The 17,295-nt window shown below is 74.0% G+C and carries 15 protein-coding genes; 12 read left to right on the top strand and 3 right to left on the bottom strand.

The window, feature by feature from the left end; genetic code table 11:
• Nucleotides 1–158 precede the first annotated feature (158 nt).
• Entirely contained in the window at nt 159–1,499 is a 1,341-nt protein-coding gene (locus ACGGZK_RS06295; protein WP_395245416.1) for a DUF4407 domain-containing protein, read from the top strand.
• Between the two features lie 127 nt (nt 1,500–1,626).
• Entirely contained in the window at nt 1,627–2,808 is a 1,182-nt protein-coding gene (locus ACGGZK_RS06300; protein ID WP_395245417.1) for a hypothetical protein, read from the top strand.
• 8 nt (nt 2,809–2,816) lie between these two features.
• On the opposite strand, the gene ACGGZK_RS06305 is transcribed toward ACGGZK_RS06300, so the two are convergent.
• Entirely contained in the window at nt 2,817–3,236 is a 420-nt protein-coding gene (locus tag ACGGZK_RS06305; protein ID WP_395245418.1) for a hypothetical protein, read from the bottom strand.
• A 112-nt stretch (nt 3,237–3,348) separates the two neighbouring features.
• Here ACGGZK_RS06305 and ACGGZK_RS06310 point away from each other — a divergent pair, with 112 nt between their 5' ends.
• From ACGGZK_RS06310 to ACGGZK_RS06320, 3 genes are all read left to right on the top strand, one after another.
• Nucleotides 3,349–4,347 carry an LLM class F420-dependent oxidoreductase gene (locus tag ACGGZK_RS06310; protein WP_395245419.1) on the top strand — a complete coding sequence of 333 codons (999 nt, stop codon included), beginning with the start codon at nt 3,349–3,351 and terminating at the stop codon, nt 4,345–4,347.
• A 77-nt stretch (nt 4,348–4,424) separates the two neighbouring features.
• Nucleotides 4,425–4,937, top strand: coding sequence for a GNAT family N-acetyltransferase (locus ACGGZK_RS06315; RefSeq protein WP_395245420.1), 513 nt, complete (start codon nt 4,425–4,427; stop codon nt 4,935–4,937).
• 133 nt (nt 4,938–5,070) lie between these two features.
• On the top strand, nt 5,071–6,264 hold the full coding sequence (locus ACGGZK_RS06320) for a fumarylacetoacetate hydrolase family protein (protein WP_395245421.1): 1,194 nt from the start codon (nt 5,071–5,073) through the stop codon (nt 6,262–6,264).
• 6 nt (nt 6,265–6,270) lie between these two features.
• Here the strand turns inward: ACGGZK_RS06320 and ACGGZK_RS06325 are convergent, their stop codons facing one another.
• Nucleotides 6,271–6,546 carry a glutaredoxin family protein gene (locus ACGGZK_RS06325; protein WP_395245422.1) on the bottom strand — a complete coding sequence of 92 codons (276 nt, stop codon included), beginning with the start codon at nt 6,544–6,546 and terminating at the stop codon, nt 6,271–6,273.
• Nucleotides 6,547–6,709: 163 nt separating this feature from the next.
• On the opposite strand from ACGGZK_RS06325, the gene ACGGZK_RS06330 reads away from it, so the two are divergent.
• Nucleotides 6,710–7,138, top strand: a complete 429-nt coding sequence (locus ACGGZK_RS06330; protein ID WP_395245423.1) for a YdeI/OmpD-associated family protein — start codon at nt 6,710–6,712, stop codon at nt 7,136–7,138.
• A gap of 159 nt (nt 7,139–7,297) precedes the next feature.
• Nucleotides 7,298–7,690, top strand: coding sequence for a hypothetical protein (locus ACGGZK_RS06335; RefSeq protein WP_395245424.1), 393 nt, complete (start codon nt 7,298–7,300; stop codon nt 7,688–7,690).
• Between the two features lie 15 nt (nt 7,691–7,705).
• Here the strand turns inward: ACGGZK_RS06335 and ACGGZK_RS06340 are convergent, their stop codons facing one another.
• Nucleotides 7,706–11,263, bottom strand: coding sequence for a TM0106 family RecB-like putative nuclease (locus tag ACGGZK_RS06340; RefSeq protein ID WP_395245425.1), 3,558 nt, complete (start codon nt 11,261–11,263; stop codon nt 7,706–7,708).
• 96 nt (nt 11,264–11,359) lie between these two features.
• Between ACGGZK_RS06340 and ACGGZK_RS06345 the strand changes: the two genes are divergently transcribed.
• The 5 genes from ACGGZK_RS06345 to ACGGZK_RS06365 all read left to right on the top strand — a co-directional run bounded on the left by ACGGZK_RS06345 (nt 11,360) and on the right by ACGGZK_RS06365 (nt 17,271).
• Nucleotides 11,360–11,752, top strand: coding sequence for an MmcQ/YjbR family DNA-binding protein (locus ACGGZK_RS06345; RefSeq protein WP_395245426.1), 393 nt, complete (start codon nt 11,360–11,362; stop codon nt 11,750–11,752).
• A gap of 133 nt (nt 11,753–11,885) precedes the next feature.
• Nucleotides 11,886–12,920, top strand: coding sequence for an agmatine/peptidylarginine deiminase (locus ACGGZK_RS06350; protein WP_395245427.1), 1,035 nt, complete (start codon nt 11,886–11,888; stop codon nt 12,918–12,920).
• Entirely contained in the window at nt 12,917–14,731 is a 1,815-nt protein-coding gene (locus tag ACGGZK_RS06355; protein ID WP_395245428.1) for an amidase, read from the top strand. The genes ACGGZK_RS06350 and ACGGZK_RS06355 overlap by 4 nt, the downstream gene beginning before the upstream one ends.
• Nucleotides 14,732–14,805: 74 nt before the next feature.
• The gene (locus tag ACGGZK_RS06360; protein WP_395246043.1) at nt 14,806–15,117 is read left to right on the top strand and encodes an HNH endonuclease; all 312 of its coding nucleotides are present in this window, start codon (nt 14,806–14,808) and stop codon (nt 15,115–15,117) included.
• Between the two features lie 288 nt (nt 15,118–15,405).
• Nucleotides 15,406–17,271: a DUF2207 domain-containing protein gene (locus tag ACGGZK_RS06365; RefSeq protein WP_395245429.1), complete on the top strand. Its 1,866-nt coding sequence runs from the start codon at nt 15,406–15,408 to the stop codon at nt 17,269–17,271.
• The last annotated feature ends 24 nt before the right edge of the window (nt 17,272–17,295 follow it).

Below are 17,295 nucleotides of genomic sequence, written 5' to 3' on the forward strand. Positions count from 1 at the left end.
CGTTCGGCCCGGTCGTCTCCGCGACCGGGCCGTTCGGCATCGGCCACGGCATGGGCCGGATCGGGGGGAATCCCCCGATGACGCCGATCGCACTCGCGAGTATCGTGACCCCTTCGAGCGGATCCGGGGAACCGGCTCCGATGCAGATCGGGGGACCCATGAGTCGGATCGGGGAAGGGCTCGCGCGGTTCGGCGGGGCGCGGCCGGAGGTGCTCCAGCACGCGATCGGCCAGCGGCCGCGGTACGTCGCCATGGGGCTCGTGCTCATCGCCACCGCCACCGTGTCGGCCGTCGCCGCGTCGTTCGCCCTCGCGATCTCGCTCGCCGCGCCGCCCTGGGTGGCGGTCGTCGGCGGCGTGGGCTGGGGACTCGTGATCCTCGCCATCGACCGCATGCTCATCGTCGGCATGCCGCGCCAGCCGAAGGCATCCGCCAACCTGCTCGTCGCCCTGCCGCGGGTCGCGCTCGCCCTCGTGATCGGCGTGGTCGTCGCCACCCCGCTCACGCTGCAGGTCTTCGAGCGCGAGATCGCCGCCGAGACCGAGGTGATGGCGCTGGAGGCCAAGCAGGCCTTCGAGGAGGAGCTCGCGGCGGACCCGCGGTACGCCGAGATCGACGAGCTGACGGCGAGCGTCGCCGAGCAGCGGGCGCTCCTGGCCGACGGCGGACGCGAGGCGCTCGCCGCCGACGCGGACTACGTCGCCGCACAGGCCGCGACCGCGGCGGCGCAGGCCGCATACGACGAGGCGAACCGCGTCTGGCTGGCCGAGCTCGACGGCACCGGCGGCACCGGCATCGTCGGCGATGGCCCCATCACGCAGTCGAAGCGGCTCGATCGCGACGGCAAGCTCGCCGCGCTCGACGCCGCGAAGCAGGCGGAGGCCGAGGCGAAGGCACAGGCCGAGGCCCGCATCGAGGCGGGTGCCGCCGAGGCCGTCGCGCAGGCCGAGCAGGCGCTCGCCGACGACAGTGCCGAGCTCGCCCGCCTCACCGCGGCCCGCGACCTCGAGACCGCTCGATACGAAGCGGCCGCCGACCAGTCCACCGGCATGCTGGCGCGGCTCGAGGCGCTGTCGCGCATCGGCGACCGGAACGGGCTGCTCGCCTTCGCCCACCTCATGATCGCGTTGCTCTTCGTGTGCATCGAGCTCATGCCCGTGCTCACGAAGACGCTGCAGAACCTCATGGCGCCGACCGCGTACGACGAGATCGCCGACCTCACCGACGAGACGATCGTGGCCGCCGAGCGCGATCGTGCCGCCGACCGGCTGCGCGCCGCCCGCGACGAGTCCGCACCCCGGCTCGAGGTCGCCGAGTACCGCGCCGAGCTGCGCCGCGAGTCGGGGCGGAAGGTCGCCGACGCGTTCGTCGCCAGACAGGAGGCGGCCGAGCTGGCCGCGGTCGACGAGTGGGCCGAGCAGCGGGCGCCGTTCATCGCCGCGCGCGCGGTGCGCGAGTGGGAGCGCGAGGCCGACGGCGCACCGGTCTCGACCCCGTGACGCACGATCGCCGCCGCGACCGTGCCGAACGGGCTTTGGGGGTGTCGCTCCCGCTGCCCGCTTCATAGGCTGGGTGGAAGCGACACCGCGGTCGCGGGTCGCGACGATTTCCAGGGGGAGGAAACGCATGACCCTGCACTACGAGCTGCCCACCACGACCGACTTCGCGGCGCTCGCCGGCCCGCACGACCCGGCGATCACCGTCTACGCCAAGACGTCGCCCGTCGTCGCCGAGCGCGAACGGGCGGAGGTCGCCGTGAAGAGCGGCTTCGACGAGGCGATCGAGCAGGTGCGCGCCTCGGGCGCGACCACCGCGATCGTCGACGAACTCCGGGCGCGCCGCGACGCGATCCTCGGCGACCAGCAGCTCTGGGGGCGCCTCGCGCGCTCGCTCGCGATCTTCGTCTCACCGGGCTTCAGCGAGGTGTTCGTCCTGCCCAACCGGCTCGACGACGCCGTGCACGTCGGCTCGCACTTCACGCTCGGGCAGCTGCTGCGCGCGCCCAGCCAGGACCAGGAGGCGTTCGCCATCACCCTCTCGGCGAACGAGTGGTCGCTCTGGCACGCGACGCCCACCGAGCGTGCGAAGACGCTCGATGTCGACCTGTCGCACCCGCGCGACGCGGAGTCGGCGTCGAACCGCGAGCCCGGCGAGGACAAGCCGCGCGGCGGCATGCACGGCGACCGCGGCGTCACCGGCGAGGAGCGACGCAAGCAGCTCTTCGAGATCTACGCCAAGCGGGTCGCGGATGCCACGCGCCACGAGCTGGCCGCCCTCGACCCCGACCACCGGGTGCCGCTGTTCGTGTTCGCCGCCGAACCGCTGCTCAGCCAGTTCATCGACCGCTCGAGGAACGGCCGTCGCGTCGTCGGCGTCGCGGGCGCACCCGACCGGCTCGGGGCGTCCGAGATCGACGAAGCCCTCCGGCTGCAGCTCTACCGCCTGAACATCGGCGAGGCCGAGCACGCGCTGCGCACCCTCACGGAAGGCAGCGCCGGCCGCGTCGAACGCGACCTGGCCGCGATCGGCCGGGAGGCGGCCGACGGCGCGGTCGAGACGTTCTGGTTCGACTTCACGAGCCGGGTCAACGGCACGCTCGACCGGGAGTCGGGCGCGATCGAGTTCGCCGCCGGCAACGGCGACGGCGTCGCGCTCGCCGACGGCACCCAGGCCGGCGACCTGCTGCCGCAGCTCGCGCTCCTCGTGATCGCGAAGGGCGGCCGAGTCGTCACCGTGCGCAGCGACGACCTCGACGGCACCGTGTGGTCGGGGCCGGCGATGGCCGAGCTGCGGTTCGCGCTGGCGTAGGGGTCTGCTCAGTACCCGGTGTCGTCACCGGTTCCGGTGCCCGGCTCGTCGTCGACGACCGGCACCGGGATCGGCTCGCGCCACGAGAAGCGGATGACGACCTCGGTCGCGGCGTCGTCGGCGAAGGTCGCCTCGACCTCCGTGTCGGTGAGCACGCGGGCCGAGGCATCCGTCGGCGGCAGCTCGCGCAACTGCACCCACAGGCTCTCGGGGTGCGGCACGACGCCCGGGTTCGCGGCGTCGAGCGCGAGCCCCCAGCCGGCGCTCGGGCACAGGCCCCCGCCGGTGACGCGGATGCGACGCTCCGCGCCCGCTCCGGTCGCCACGGCACGGAAGTCGTCGGCGCTGAACTCGCAGTGCGGGCCCTCGGTCGCGTCGTCGGCGGGCGCGGGCGCGGCGGACGTGTGGGTGGGCTGGATGGTGGTCATGCGGCGACCGTACGGACCTTGCCGCGCCACCGCCTCAGGGCTGCCCCGGGTCGCGGCGGCGCGGGGGTGCCACGGGTCGGGCAAGCGTCTTCCGGCGACCTAGGCTGGGCGCATGCGCTTCGGAATGTTCGTCCCCCAGGGTTGGCGTCACGATCTCGTCGGCATCGAGCCGGCCCGGTACTGGGAGGCGATGCAGGAGGTCGCCGCCCACGCCGACCGCGAGGATGCCCCGTGGGAGTCGATCTGGGTCTACGACCACCTGCACACCGTGCCGAAGCCGAGCGACACCGAGCCGACCTTCGAGGCCTGGTCGCTCATGAACGCGTTCGCCGTCTCGACCTCGCGCGTGCGGCTCGGCCAGATGTGCACCTGCATGGGCTACCGCAACCCGGGCATGCTCGCGAAGCAGGCCGCCACCGCCGACGTGATCTCCGGCGGCCGCGTCGAGATGGGCATCGGCGCAGGCTGGTACGAGCACGAGTTCCGCGCCTACGGCTACGGGTTCCCCGACGTCAAGGAGCGGCTCGCTCGCCTGCGCGAGGGCGTCGAGGTGCTGCACCAGGCGTTCACGACGGGCCGCGCCGACTTCGCCGGCGAGTACTACGCGTTCGACGGCGCGATCTTCCAGCCGATGCCGGCGCAGGCCGGCGGCATCCCGATCTGGGTCGCCGGCGGCGGCGAGCAGGTCACGCTCCGCATCGCGGCGAAGCGCGCCGACTACACGAACTTCTGGGGCTCGCTCGACGAGTTCGCCCACAAGAGCGAGGTGCTGCGCGGGCACTGCGAGCGGATCGGCCGCGACTTCGGCTCGATCACCCGCTCGTCGAACTTCAACACCGTGATCGGCACGGATGCGTCGGACGTGGAGCGTCGGCTCGCGGCGATCGAGGCCCGCGTCGCACCGGAGCTCGGCCCCGAGGTGACCGCCCGCTACCTCGCCGACTTCCACGCGCCCTCGGCGCTCGTCGGCACCGTCGACGAGGTCGTCGCGAAGCTGCAGGCGGCGAAGGAGCTCGGCCTCGGGTACGCGATCCACTACTGGCCGGAGGCCGCGCACGACCGCTCGGGCATCGAGCTGTTCGAGCAGGAGGTCGTGCCGCAGCTCCGGTAGTGGGCCGCCGGGAGGGGCCGGGAAGCGCCGGCAGCGACGGCGCGAGGCGATGCACGGGATGCCATGAGAATGGGGCGGTGGAACCTCGTACCGCCCAGCCCTTCGTCCGCCGTGCGGACCTCGCCGGCCCCGACGCCGCGACCGTCGGCGAACTCGTGGCGGCGTACCTCGAACAGACCCTGCTCGAGGAGTCGGCGCACACGGGCGTACCGATCGCCGACGGCGGCCTGCCCGAGCGGTATCGCGGCGAGGTCGACGACCCGGCGCGCGCCTACGAGCGCGCGACCGTGCTGCTCGGCGGGCTCGGCGAAACGCCGCTCGCGATGGCGGTCGTGTGGCGGGCGGAGCGGTACCGCGAGATCAAGCGCGTCTGGGTGGACCCCCTGGCGCGGGGGCGTCGGATCGGCTCCGCCCTGATCCGAGCGGCACTGGACGGAGCGGACGCGCCGACGCGCCTCACGGTGTGGGATTGGCGCGAGGACGCGATCCGCCTGTACCGGAGGCACGGGTTCGTCCCGATGCCGTCGTGGGAGTCCCGGCCGCGGCTGCTCTGCATGGAGGTCGATCCGGCGGTGCCGAAGACCGGGTGATGTCGGTCCGCGTGGCGCGCGCGCCGATCGGTCCGGCGGTCGTACCGCGCATCCCCGCTACGGTGGGCGCATCGGATGCCCCGCTCCGCCGCCGACCACCCGCCGCGCCGCCCTCGATGACGAAAGGCCCGCCGTGACCGACCCATCCCGTCCCGACCTGCCCAGCTCCGCCGCCGACGTCCTGCCCGACGACGGCACGGCCGGCACCCTCGTCGGTCGCGCGTTCGATCCCGCCGTCGGCGGGCCGAGCGTCGTCGCGATCCGGGCGGCGGGCGCGGTCGACCTGAGCGCGACGTTCCCGACGATGAGCCGGCTCACCGAGTCGGCCGACCCGGTGGCCGCGCTCGCGGCCGCGTCGGGCCCCGTGCTCGGCACGCTCGACGACCTCGTCGCGAACACGCCGGAGGCGACGCGCGACCCGACGCGACCGTGGCTCCTGTCGCCGATCGACCTGCACGTCGTGAAGGCCGCCGGCGTCACGTTCCCGGTGTCGCTCATCGAGCGCGTCATCGAGGAGCGCACCCGCGGCGACGCCGAGGCCGCGGGCGCCGTGCGCGAGGAGGTGCTCGCCCTGTTCGGCGGCTCGATCGACGGGCTCGTCCCCGGCTCGCCCGAGGCCGCTCGGCTCAAGTCGCTGCTCATCGAGCGCGGCTGGTGGAGCCAGTACCTCGAGGTGGGCATCGGCCCCGACGCCGAGCTCTTCACGAAGGCGCCCGTGCTCGCGACCGTCGGCCCGGGCGCCGACGTCGGCGTGCTCGCCGCCTCGGAGTGGAACAACCCCGAACCCGAGCTCGTGCTCGTCGTCGCCTCCGACGGCCGCATCGTGGGCGCGACGCTCGGCAACGACGTGAACCTGCGCGACATCGAGGGGCGCAGCGCGCTGCTCCTCGGCCGCGCGAAGGACAACAACGCGTCGGCCGCGGTCGGCCCGTTCATCCGCCTCTTCGACGGCGGGTACGGGCTCGACGACGTGCGGCGCGCCGTCGTGACCCTCGTCGTTGAGGGCGAGGACGGCTTCCGGCTCGAGGCATCCAGCCCGCTGGAGCGCATCAGCCGCGACCCGGCCGACCTCGTCGCGCAGGCCATCGGCCCGCACCACGCCTACCCCGACGGGCTGGTGCTCTACCTGGGCACGCTGTTCGCGCCGATCCAGGACCGCGACGCACCCGGCCACGGATTCACCCACCACGTGGGCGACGTAGTCACCATCCGCGAGGCGCGGCTCGGCGCACTCGTGAACCGGGTGCGGCACAGCGAGGACGTCGCGCCGTGGACGTGGGGCATCGGCGCCCTGTTCGGGAACCTCGCGGAGCGCGGGCTGCGCTGAGCAGCGTCAGGCCGCGGTCGCCTCGACGTCGTCGAGCTTCGCGCCGAGCTCGGCGTCGGTCGGCTCGGTGAAGTGCGTGCCGTCGGGGAAGATCACGACGGGGATCTGCGTGCGGCCCGAGATGGCCTTGGCGCGCTCCGCGCCGTCCTCGACGACCTCGAGGTCGATGTAGTCGTAGTCGACGCCGCGACGGTCGAGCAGCGCCTTCGAGCGGCGGCAGTCGCCGCACCAGGCGGCGCCGTACATCGTGATGCGGTCGGGCACGAGGTGGGGGGAAGTCATGAGAAGAATGTACGTTTCCGACCTGAGCGGTATTCCCAGCTTCGCTGGGAGCCGGCCGCGAACCGCCCGCCGCCGTCGTCAACCGCCCGCCGCCGTCGTCAACCGCCCGCCGTCGTCGTCAACCGCCCTTCCGCCTCGTGCCCGCCGGTGCGAGACTCGGCGCATGCGCTTCGAGACCGATCTCTTCCTCGACGGCAACAACACCGGCATCGAGGTGCCGCCCGACCTGGTCGAGGCGCTCGGCGCGGGCAAGCGACCGCCCGTCGTGGTCACGGTGAACGACTTCACCTACCGCTCGACGATCGCCCCGATGGGCGGGCGGTTCCTGATCCCGTTCAGCTCGGACAAGCGGGCGGCGACCGGCCTGAACGGCGGCGACCACATCGTGGTGGAGCTCGCGCTCGACACCGAGCCGCGCACGGTCGAGGTGCCGGCCGACCTCGCCGACGCGCTGGCAGCCGCCGGGGTGCGCGAGGCGTTCGACCGGCTCTCGCCGAGCGCACGCAAGGCGCACGTGACCGCGGTCGAGGGTGCGAAGGCGGCCGACACCCGCGCGCGACGCGTCGAGAAGGTCGTCGCCGGGCTCGGCTGATCGGCCCGCGCCGCGTCTGCGCCTCCTCGGGCACGCCTGACCGATGGAGCTGGTGACGGCTGGAGCGCAGACAGTGGCGAACGCGGTACGAGTCCCGAGCTGCGGTGGTCCTTCGATCGTGCGTGGACGGGGAGTGGGCGCCGTGGATAGTCTCCCGTCGTGACTCTGGAAGTGACCACGCCACCGCCGCGCGCAGCGCGCATCGGGTTCTGGGCGGTCGCAGCGCTCGGACCCTTCGCCGCGTTGCTCTCGTGGGGCTGGTTCGGCCTCGCTCAAATCGAAGCGCAGACCGAGCAATGCAAGGCGCTCGCGGCGAACACCTCGATGGCGGGCTTCGGTGAACTCGTGGGTGGCGTGCCGCTCATCGTCGCGCACGTCGTCGGGCTGGCCGTACTCGTGGCTCTTGGGCGGAAGGGGTACGGGCAGCACGGCATCGCGATCGCGATCGCTGCTGTGCTCGTCGCTTCCCTCATCGGCCTCGGCGTCGTGCTGTATCTGACGGGCGGCGCACTGTTCGACGCCGGCGTCGGCAGTGCCTCGTGCGCACCCTGATATCGACGCCCTGCGCTACGCCCGCACCGGCGTCCGTTCGTCGGCGCCGACCAACCGCATGAACGCGCTCAGCTGCGCCACCCCTTCCGCGGTGCGCGGCAGCCCGTCGAGCAGGCCCGGCGAGTACACGAGGTAGGCCGCCCACATGGCCCGCGAGATCGCCACGTTGAGCCGGTTCTTCAGCAGCAGGAACTCGAGCCCGCGCGGCACGTCGGCCGCCGACGAGGCCGCCAGCGAGATGATCGCGACGACGGCCTCCTGCCCCTGGAACTTGTCGACGGTGCCGACCGGCACGTCGACGAGCCCGGCGGCGTCGAGCGCGCGGCGCACCTCGGCGAGTTGCGCGTTGTACGGCGTCACGACGATCAGGTCACCCTGGCCGAGCGGCCGGGCGGGCTCGAGCGTCGGGCCGGCGCCGTTCTCCTCGGCGTTCGTCCAGCTGCGGCCGAGCAGCGACTGCGCGAGCTCGACGACGAGCGCGGCCTCCTCCGGCGAGAACGTGGAGTTGCCGATGTGGTCGAGCGCGACGGGCGTGAGGCCCGGCTCGACGCCGGCGAGCGTGCGCACGGCGGCGATCGGATGCGACTGCAGGGCGCCCTCGTACGACAGGCGCGACACCGGGTCGGCGACAGCCGGGTGCATGCGCCGGCTCTCGGCGAGGAACGAGCCGTACTCAGGCGGCAGCACGTCGTGCCCGTCGGCCACCCAGCCGAGCGCCGATCCGTCGACCGGCTCGGGGTGCAGCGCCTGGCTGACCTGCGGGAGCTGCTGCGGGTCGCCGAGGAGCAGCAGGTTGCGCGCGGCCACCGACACGGCGATCGTCGACGCGAGCGAGAACTGCCCGGCCTCGTCGATGACGAGGAGGTCGAGCGACCCGCGCGGCACGCGGCGCACGTTGCAGAAGTCCCAGGCGGTGCCGCCGATGACGTACCCGCGGCCGCCCTGGTCTTCGATGAAGCGGGCGAGGTGGTCCTTGTTGGCGAGGCCGGTGAAGGGGACGCGGCCGACGTCGGCCGGGTCCTTCAGCGCCTTCGCGACTCGCGCGCCGTCGAGCCCGGCGCCCTCGACGACCGAGCAGAGCACGTTCTCGACGACGGCGTGCGACTGCGCGACCACGCCGATTCGCCAGCCGTGCTCGGCGACGAGCCGGGCGATGACGTGCGAGGCGACGTAGGTCTTGCCGGTGCCGGGCGGGCCCTGCACCGCGAGGTACGACCGGTCGAGCCGGCGCACCGACGCGAGCACCTCGTCGACGTAGCTGCGGCCGTCGAGGTGCGGCTCGAGCGGCGCGCCGGTGGTGCGCGGGGGGAGTCGGCGCAGCACGTCCATCGCCGGGTTCGGCGGGAGGGCCGGCAGGGCGCCGGGGATGGGGGCGGCCCACTCGGCGATCGCGTCGCGCAGGGCGTTGGTGTTCGGCGGGCGGCCGGGCGCGAGCGCCATCGGCAGGACCGACCACGTCTCGCCGATCGAGCCGCGCTCCTCGACGACGACGCCGGTCTCGGTGACCTCGACGATGCGGGCATCGCTGGTCGCCCGCTGGCCGGGCCGCAGCGACGACGCCGGCACGGGCGACGGCCAGTCGTACAGCAGGAACACCTCGGAATCGGGGCTGAACCGCGACCCGGGGGCGACGTCGCCCTCCAGGCGCAGCACGCGACGCGGGTACTGCCGGCGCTCATCCTCGTACCAGCCCTGATCGACGCCGGATCGCGCCGGGTCGACGATGAGCACGTCGCGGTGGTCGGCCCAGGCCTCGACGGGCTGGTCGGTGCGCAGGAAGTGGCTCCACCAGAAGCTCTTCGCCTCACGCTGGTGGTAGTCGATCGCGGCTGAGGCGAGGGCGAGCGCCGTGCGGTCGGCGTCGTCGCGCCGCTCGTCGGCGGGGCCGGCGGCCGCGCGCAGGCCCTCCGCGAGCGGCGACGACTCGTACCGCTTGCCGTCGACGCGGTCGACGAGGTACGCGGCCGGCACGGGCTGGACGCCGTTCGCCCGCCCGACCTCGAGCAGCCAGTCGCGCAGCTTCAGCGTCGATACGCAGTCGTAGCGGTTGTAATCGGCGAGGTCGTCGAGGATCTCCTGCGCCTCGCGCGAGGCATCCGCCCGGCCGCTGTCGGCGAGCTCGCGAGCCCGCACGTACTCGGTGATCGAGTCGCCGCCGCTCTTCACGTCGGCCTCGCGCAGCTCGGTGCCCATGTACAGCGGCTCGAGCTTCTTGATCGAGTACGAGCGGCTGCCGACCCGCACCGACCGCTTCACGATCGGGTAGAGGTCGACGAGCACTCCGTCGGCGAGCAACTGGTCGACGTCGGCCTCGCCGACGCCGTGGCGAGCCGCGATCGACGTGAGGTGGGTGCGCTCGTACGACGCGTAGTGGTAGATGTGCAGGTCGGGATGCTGCGCCCGTCGCTGCTTCACGACCTCGAGGAAGCGCAGCAGCGCCGTCTTCTCCTCGGCGAAGTCGTGCGCCCAGAACGCGGTGTAGGTCTCGGCGGTGTCGACCATGCCCCAGAGGTAGTCGAGGTTCCACCGGGTGCCGTCGCCCTCGGTGTAGAGCGGGTCGCCCTCGAAGTCGAAGAACAGGTCGCCCGGGCTGGGCTCGGGGATCGCGGCGAGCGCGCCGGCGTCGCGCACCGAGACCGGCGGCGGGAGCGGCGGGTCGTTGGGGGACCTCAGTCCGGATGCCTCCGCCGCCGCGAGCGCCGCCTCGGCGCGCAGCTGGAGGCGCGCCTGTTCGCGCAGCCCCTCGAGCGTGGCGTCGACGAGGTGCGGCACCGAGCCCGTCGAGGCGGCGAGCTCGTCGATCGTGGTGATGCCGGCTGCGGCGAGCGGCTCGCGCTGCGTGACGCGCAGGCCGCCGACGAGCAGGACGTCGCGGCGCGCCTGCACCTCGAGCTCGCAGGTCGGGCAGCGCCCGTCGTGGGTGTAGCGGGGGTCGCCCCACTCGACCGGCCCGGGCGCCGCCTGCCGCTCGTCGACGAGCCGGCGCAGGCGCGCCGCCCGCTCGCGATAGACGGGGAGGATGTCGTCGAGGCGGTGCGCGCTCGTCGTGCCGTCGCCGAGCAGCAGCTCGACGGTGTCGTCGCACGGGATGCCGAGGCGCACGAGCTGCTCGGCGTACGCGGCGAGCTGGAGGAGCGCGGTCACCCGCGCATGCCGGGCGAGCTTCGAGTCCTGCACGCGGTAGCGGCCGTCGGGCCGGCGCACGAGGAAGTCGGCGAAGCCGATGAACCCGGGCTCGGCGAACGTGGCCTGGTAGACGACCGGCGCGCCGCCCTCGAGCGCGGCGATCGTGTCGGCGACGGCCCGGGCCACCGCCTCGTCGTCGCGGACGCTCGGCTGCGGGATCTCGACGACGGCGTCGCCGAACTCGGCGCGGTAGCGCTCGAACACGCGCCGCTCGTGCTCGGTGCCGAGCAGGCCCGCCCGCCGCAGCATCTCGTCGTCGACCGGGGCGAACAGCGTGTCGCGACCGAGCTTCTGGTCGAGCTCGCGGAGGAAGGCGAACTTGCAGTCGGAGGCCTTCTTCAGGTCGCTCGCGCTGGTGACGACGGTTCCGTCGGCGACGACGTACATGCGGCCCCTCTCCCTCCGGGATGCCCCGGCACGAGCCCACGCTAGCCGGGGCATCCGACATCGACGCGCCCCTGCCCGGGGGCGTAGCGTGGCCGCATGGCCGACTGGGAGGACGTCCGGCGGCTCGCCCTGTCGATGCCCGACGCGGTCGAGCAGGAGAGCCGGGGTGCGCCGGCCTGGCGCGTCCGCGGAAAGGTGTTCGTGCTGGATCGCCCGCTGCGGCAGACCGACCTCGCGCACCTCGGGCTGACCGAGCAGCCCGGTCCGGTGCTGGGCGCCCGCGTCGACGACGAGGCCGTCAAGCACGCGCTGATCGCCGAGGATCCGACCGTCTGGTTCACGACCCCGCACTTCGACGGGTACGCGTACGTGCTCGTGCACCTCGACCGCATCAGCGACCGCCGCCTCGGCGAACTCGTCACCGACGCCTGGCTTTCGGTCGCACCCGTTCGCCTCGCCGACGCGTGGCTGGCGGAGCATCCCGATTGACGGTGGCGGCGCGAGGATTCGGCTGCCACAATTGATCACCTGATCAACAAGGGGGCCGGAATCCGGGCGCCGCCGACGAGCAGGCCCGAGTGGGCCCCGAGAAGACCCCGAGAAGGACCGCGAGGAGCCCCGCATGACCTGGCACATGCCCGCCGAGACCGCGCCGCACGAGCGCACCTGGATGGCATTCCCGCGCGAGGGACTCACCCTCGGCGAGGGCGCGGCCGAGCGCGAGGAGGGCTACGCGGCCTGGACGGCCGTCGCCCACGCCGTCGCCGAGTTCGAGCCCGTCTCGATGGTCGTCGACCCCACCGAGCTCGCCCGCGCCCGCCGCATGCTGAGCGGCGACGTCGAGCTCGTCGAGGCCCCCCTCGACGAGTTCTGGATGCGCGACTTCGGCCCCACCTTCGTCGTCGACGACGAGCGGCCCGGCGTGCTCGGCGCCGTCGACTGGACCTTCAACGGCTGGGGCGCCCCCGAGTGGGCCGAGTGGCGGGTCTCGGCCGAGATCGCCCGCTTCGTCGCCGCCCGACTCGGCGCCGAGCTCGTGTCGAGCCTGCTCGTCAACGAGGGCGGCGGCATCCACGTCGACGGCGAGGGCACGGTGCTGCTCACCGAGACGGTGCAGCTCGACCCGCGCCGCAACCCCTACGCCGACCGCGCCCGCGTCGAGGCCGAGCTCGCCCGCACCATCGGCACGACGAAGGCGATCTGGCTGCCGCGCGGCCTCACCCGCGACTACGACGACTTCGGCACGAACGGCCACGTCGACATCGTCGCGACGATCCCGTCGCCGGGCCGCCTCCTGCTCCACCACCAGCCCGACCCCGGGCACCCCGACTCCGCGGTCACCCGCGACCTGCGCGCGCAGCTCGAGCGCGAGACGGATGCCTCGGGCCGCGCCTTCGAGATCATCGATCTGCCCGCCCCGGCGACGCTGCGCGACGACGAGGGCTTCGTCGACTGGAGCTACGTCAACCACCTCGTCGTGAACGACGGCATCATCGCGTGCGGCTTCGGCGAGCCGGAGGCGGACGCCCGCGCCCGCGACCTCCTCGAGGCCGCCTACCCCGGCCGGCGGGCGGTCACCGTCGACTCGCGGCCGATCTTCGCGCGCGGCGGCGGCATCCACTGCATCACCCAGCAGCAGCCGGCGGTGCCGGCGTGACCGGCGACGCCCGGGGCATCGACGTCGTCGAGGCATCCGTCGCCGACCTGCGCGCCGCGCTCGAGTCCGGCGCGACCACCTCGGCGGCGCTCGTCGAGGCCTACCTCGCGCGCATCGACGCGTACGACGCGCCGGGCACGACGACCGCGCTGAACGCCGTCGTCGTGCGCAACCCCGAGGCGCTCGCCGAGGCGCGCGCCTCCGACGAGCGGCGCGCCCGCGGCGGCGTGCTCGGCCCGCTCGACGGCATCCCGTACACCGCGAAGGACTCCTACCTCGTGCGCGGCCTCACCGCCGCGGCCGGGAGCCCCGCGTTCGCCGACCTCGTCGCCCAGCGCGACGCGTTCACGATCGAGCGGCTGCGCGCGGGCGGGGCGATCTGCCTCGGCCTCACGAACATGCCGCCGATGGCGAACGGCGGCATGCAGCGCGGCGTCTACGGTCGCGCCGAGAGCCCGTACGACGCCGAGTACCTGACCGCCGCGTTCGGGTCCGGCTCCTCGAACGGGTCGGGCACCGCGACGGCGGCGTCGTTCGCCGCCTTCGGCCTCGGCGAGGAGACCTGGTCGAGCGGGCGCGCCCCCGCCTCGAACAACGCGCTCTGCGCGTACACGCCCTCGCGCGGGGTCATCTCGGTGCGCGGCAACTGGCCGCTCGTGCCCACGATGGACGTCGTCGTGCCGCACGCGCGCACCATGGCCGACCTGCTCGAGGTGCTCGACGTGATCGTCGCCGACGACGCGGAGCCGCGCGGCGACTTCTGGCGCGCGCAGCCCTGGCTCGAGCTGCCGGCGGCGTCCGCGGTGCGGCCGCCGTCGTACGTGGCGCTGCTGCCGGGTGCGGGGGCGGGTGCGGATGCCCCGGGCGATTCGGATGCCTCGGGCGATTCGGATGCCTCGGACGACGCGGATGCCGCGGCCCGCGCCGCGCTCGTCGGCCGCCGCTTCGGCGTCCCGCGCATGTACGTGAACGCCGACCCGCTCGCGGGCACTGCCATGCCCGGGGCATCCGTGGGCATCGGCGGACCGACCGGGCAGCGCATCGAGACCCGGCCCTCGGTGATCGCACTCTGGGAGGCCGCCCGGCGCGACCTCGAGGCCGCCGGCGCGACCGTGGTCGAGGTCGACTTCCCGGCGGTCTCGAACTACGAGGGCGACCGCCCCGGCGCGCCCACGATCGCCACCCGCGGCCTCGTCTCGCCGGAGTATCTGCACCGCGAGATCGTCGACCTGTCGGCGTGGGCGTGGGACGACTTCCTCGACGCCAACGGCGACCCGGCGCTCCGCACGCTCGCCGACGTCGACGGCGCGAGCATCTTCCCGCCGCCGCCCGGTGCCCTGCCCGACCGGTACACCGGCTTCGACGACGACATCGCCGAGTACCCGGACTGGGTCCGCGCCCACCCCGGCACCGCGCTCGCCGACATCCCCGAGCTGGAGCGGGGCATCCGCGGCCTCGAGGAGACCCGACGCATCGACCTGGAGGCGTGGATGGACGACCTCGGGTTCGACGCCGTCGTGTTCCCGGCGGTCGCCGACGTCGGCCCGGCCGACATGGACGTGAACCCCGCGTCGGCCGACCTCGGCTGGCGGAACGGCGTATGGGTCGCGAACGGCAACCTCGTGCCGCGGCACCTCGGCATCCCGACCGTGACCGTGCCGATGGGCACGATGGCCGACACCGGCATGCCCGTCGGGCTCACGTTCGCCGGCCGCGCCTACGACGACACCGTGCTGCTCGCCCTGGCGGCCGCGTTCGAGGCCACCGGCTCGCGCCGCACCGCGCCGCCGCGTACGCCGCCCCTCGGCTGACCATCGGGCTACCCTGACCCCATGGCGTGAGCAGGACCCGTGCGGCGACCTACGCCCGGCGGCGCAAGCGCCGGATGGCGCGCGTCGAGCACGACCTCACCGACGCGCAGTGGGCCGCGCTCACGGCGGCGTGGCAGGGGTGCGCGTACTGCGGGGCGACCGACCGGCCGCTCCAGCGCGACTGCATCCAGCCCATCTCCCGCGGCGGCCGCTACACCCTGCCGAACGTCGTGCCCGCGTGCGGCTCGTGCAACGCGAGCAAGTGCAACGACGAGGTCACCGGATGGCTCCGCCGGAAGCGCCTCGACGAGCGGGCGTTCCTGCTGCGCCACCACGAGATCCGCACGGCGCTCGCCGAGCGGTTCGCCGACCCCGAGGCATCCTGACCGGCCGGCCGGCCGGCCGGCCGGCCGCCTTGCCGCCCCCGCCCCCGCCCTCGCCTCGCCCTCGCCCCGCCGCCCCCTCCCGATTCCGCGGATGAGGAGAAATCGAGCGGGCTCCGGCGTGCCGGCCGGCGACGCGCCGGGGCACCGGCAATTCCTCCTCATCCGCGGACGACGGGCGACCCGAACGAGGCAGCGCCAGGCCGGCCGCGTCGAGCCGCCCCGCCCCCGACTCGCCGATCCGGGCGCGCACGGATGCCCCGCCCCACGCCCGTTCCCTAGGCTGGCCCCGTGCGACTCCGTGTCATCCCGGCCGCCGTCGCGGCCGTCTTCCTCGCCTTCGGCGGAGCATCCGCCGCCCTCGCCGCGCCCGCGCCGGCCGCGCCGGCCGCGCCGACGCGTGCCGCCGCGCCGACCGGCGTCGACGACTTCACGTTCGACTCGTTCCACGCCGACTACGAGCTCGGGCGCGACGAGGCCGATCGGTCGACGCTGACCACGGTCGAGACCCTCGTCGCCCGGTTCCCCGACTTCGACCAGAACCGCGGCATCATGCGGTACCTCGTCGACAGCTACGACGGCCACCCGACCGACCTGCACGTGGTGTCGGTGACCGACGCCGAGGGCGTGCCGGTGCCGTACGAGTCGGAGACGGAGGACGGCGTCGTCGCCCTCGCGCTCGGCACCGACGAGTTCGTGCACGGCGTGCAGACCTACGTCATCACGTACACGCAGCGGAACGTCACGCGGCACTACGAGGACACCGCGGCCGACGAGTTCTACTGGGACGTGAACGGCGAGCACTGGCCGCAGCCGTTCGGACAGGTCAGCGCCGACGTGCACCTCGAGCCCGACCTGCTCGCCGCCACGACCGGCGGGGTCGACGCGGTCGCCGGCTCGTTCGGCACCGAGAACCCCGCGACGATCACGCCGACCGACGACGGTTGGTCGTTCTCGGCGAGCGACCTCGCGCCGTACCAGACGCTCACCTTCGCGATCGGCTTCGAGCCTGGTACGTTCGCGGCACGCGACAGCGGGTTCTTCGCCGAGCCGTGGCCGACGCTCGCGGCGCTCGGCGGGCTCTCCGCGCTCGCCGCCGTCGTGGTCGCCGCGATCGTGCGCGTCACGCGGCTGCGGGATGCCCCGGGCCGGCCCACGATCGTCGCCGAGTACCTGCCGCCGCCCGGGGTGAGCATCCCGCTCGCCGCGGCGGTCGCGAAGTCGGCGAACAGCCCCATCACCGCGCAGCTGCTGCAGCTCGCGATCCTCGGCCGCATGCGGATCGTCGAGCAGCCCGCGACCGGGTGGTGGGCCTCGAAGCCCGTGTACGTGCTGCAGTACCTCGACGGCCCGCCGCCCGAGCAGGCCTGGCGCTACCAGCGCCGGGGCGGCGCGACCGCCGACGACCTCGCCGCCCTGCACGCGGTGTTCGGCCCCCAGCTCCAGCACGGCGAGGCCCGGTCGCTGGGAGAGCGCAACGAGTCGATCGGCAACGGGCTGCGCGCCGTGCTGCAGAAGGCGTCGTCGGCGGCCACCGCGGCCGGATTCCGCCGCAAGCGCCCGGCGGGCCTCATCGCCCTCGTCTTCGCGCTCGGCACGCTCGGACTCGTCGCCTCGTTCGTGTTCGCGATCATCTCGGCCGAGCGGGTCGTCGGCGGTGCCTGGCCGTGGCTGGGCGTGGCCGTCGCCGTCGCCGCCGAGGGCGTCGCGCTGCTCCTCATCGCGAAGCGACCCTACGATGCCCGCGGCGCCGAGCTGCGCGACCACCTCGCGGGCCTCGAGCTGTACATCCGCCTCGCCGAGGCCGACCGGATCCGGGTGCTGCAGTCGCCGCAGGGCGCCGAGCGCGAGCCGATCGCCGCGAACGACCTGTCGCAGGTGCTGGAGCTCACCGAGCGGCTCCTGCCGTGGGCGGTGCTGCTCGGCCAGGAGAAGCAGTGGAGCGAGGTGCTCGGCCGCGCCTACGAGCAGGTCGGCGGACAGCCCGACTGGTACATCGGGTCGCACCCGTTCTCGTCGGTCGCCTTCGCGTCGGCGATGAGCGGGATCAGCAGCAGCAGTGCGGCGTCGTTCGCGAGCTCCAGCTCGAGCGGCGGATCCGGCGGCGGCGCGTCGGCCGGCGGCGGTGGCGGAGGCGGAGGCGGCGGCGGCCGCTGACCCGACTCCCCGGCCGCGGCGGGC

Origin of the sequence: Agromyces sp. MMS24-K17 (genome assembly GCF_043950245.1) — a bacterium.
Classification (GTDB): Bacteria; Actinomycetota; Actinomycetes; order Actinomycetales; family Microbacteriaceae; genus Agromyces.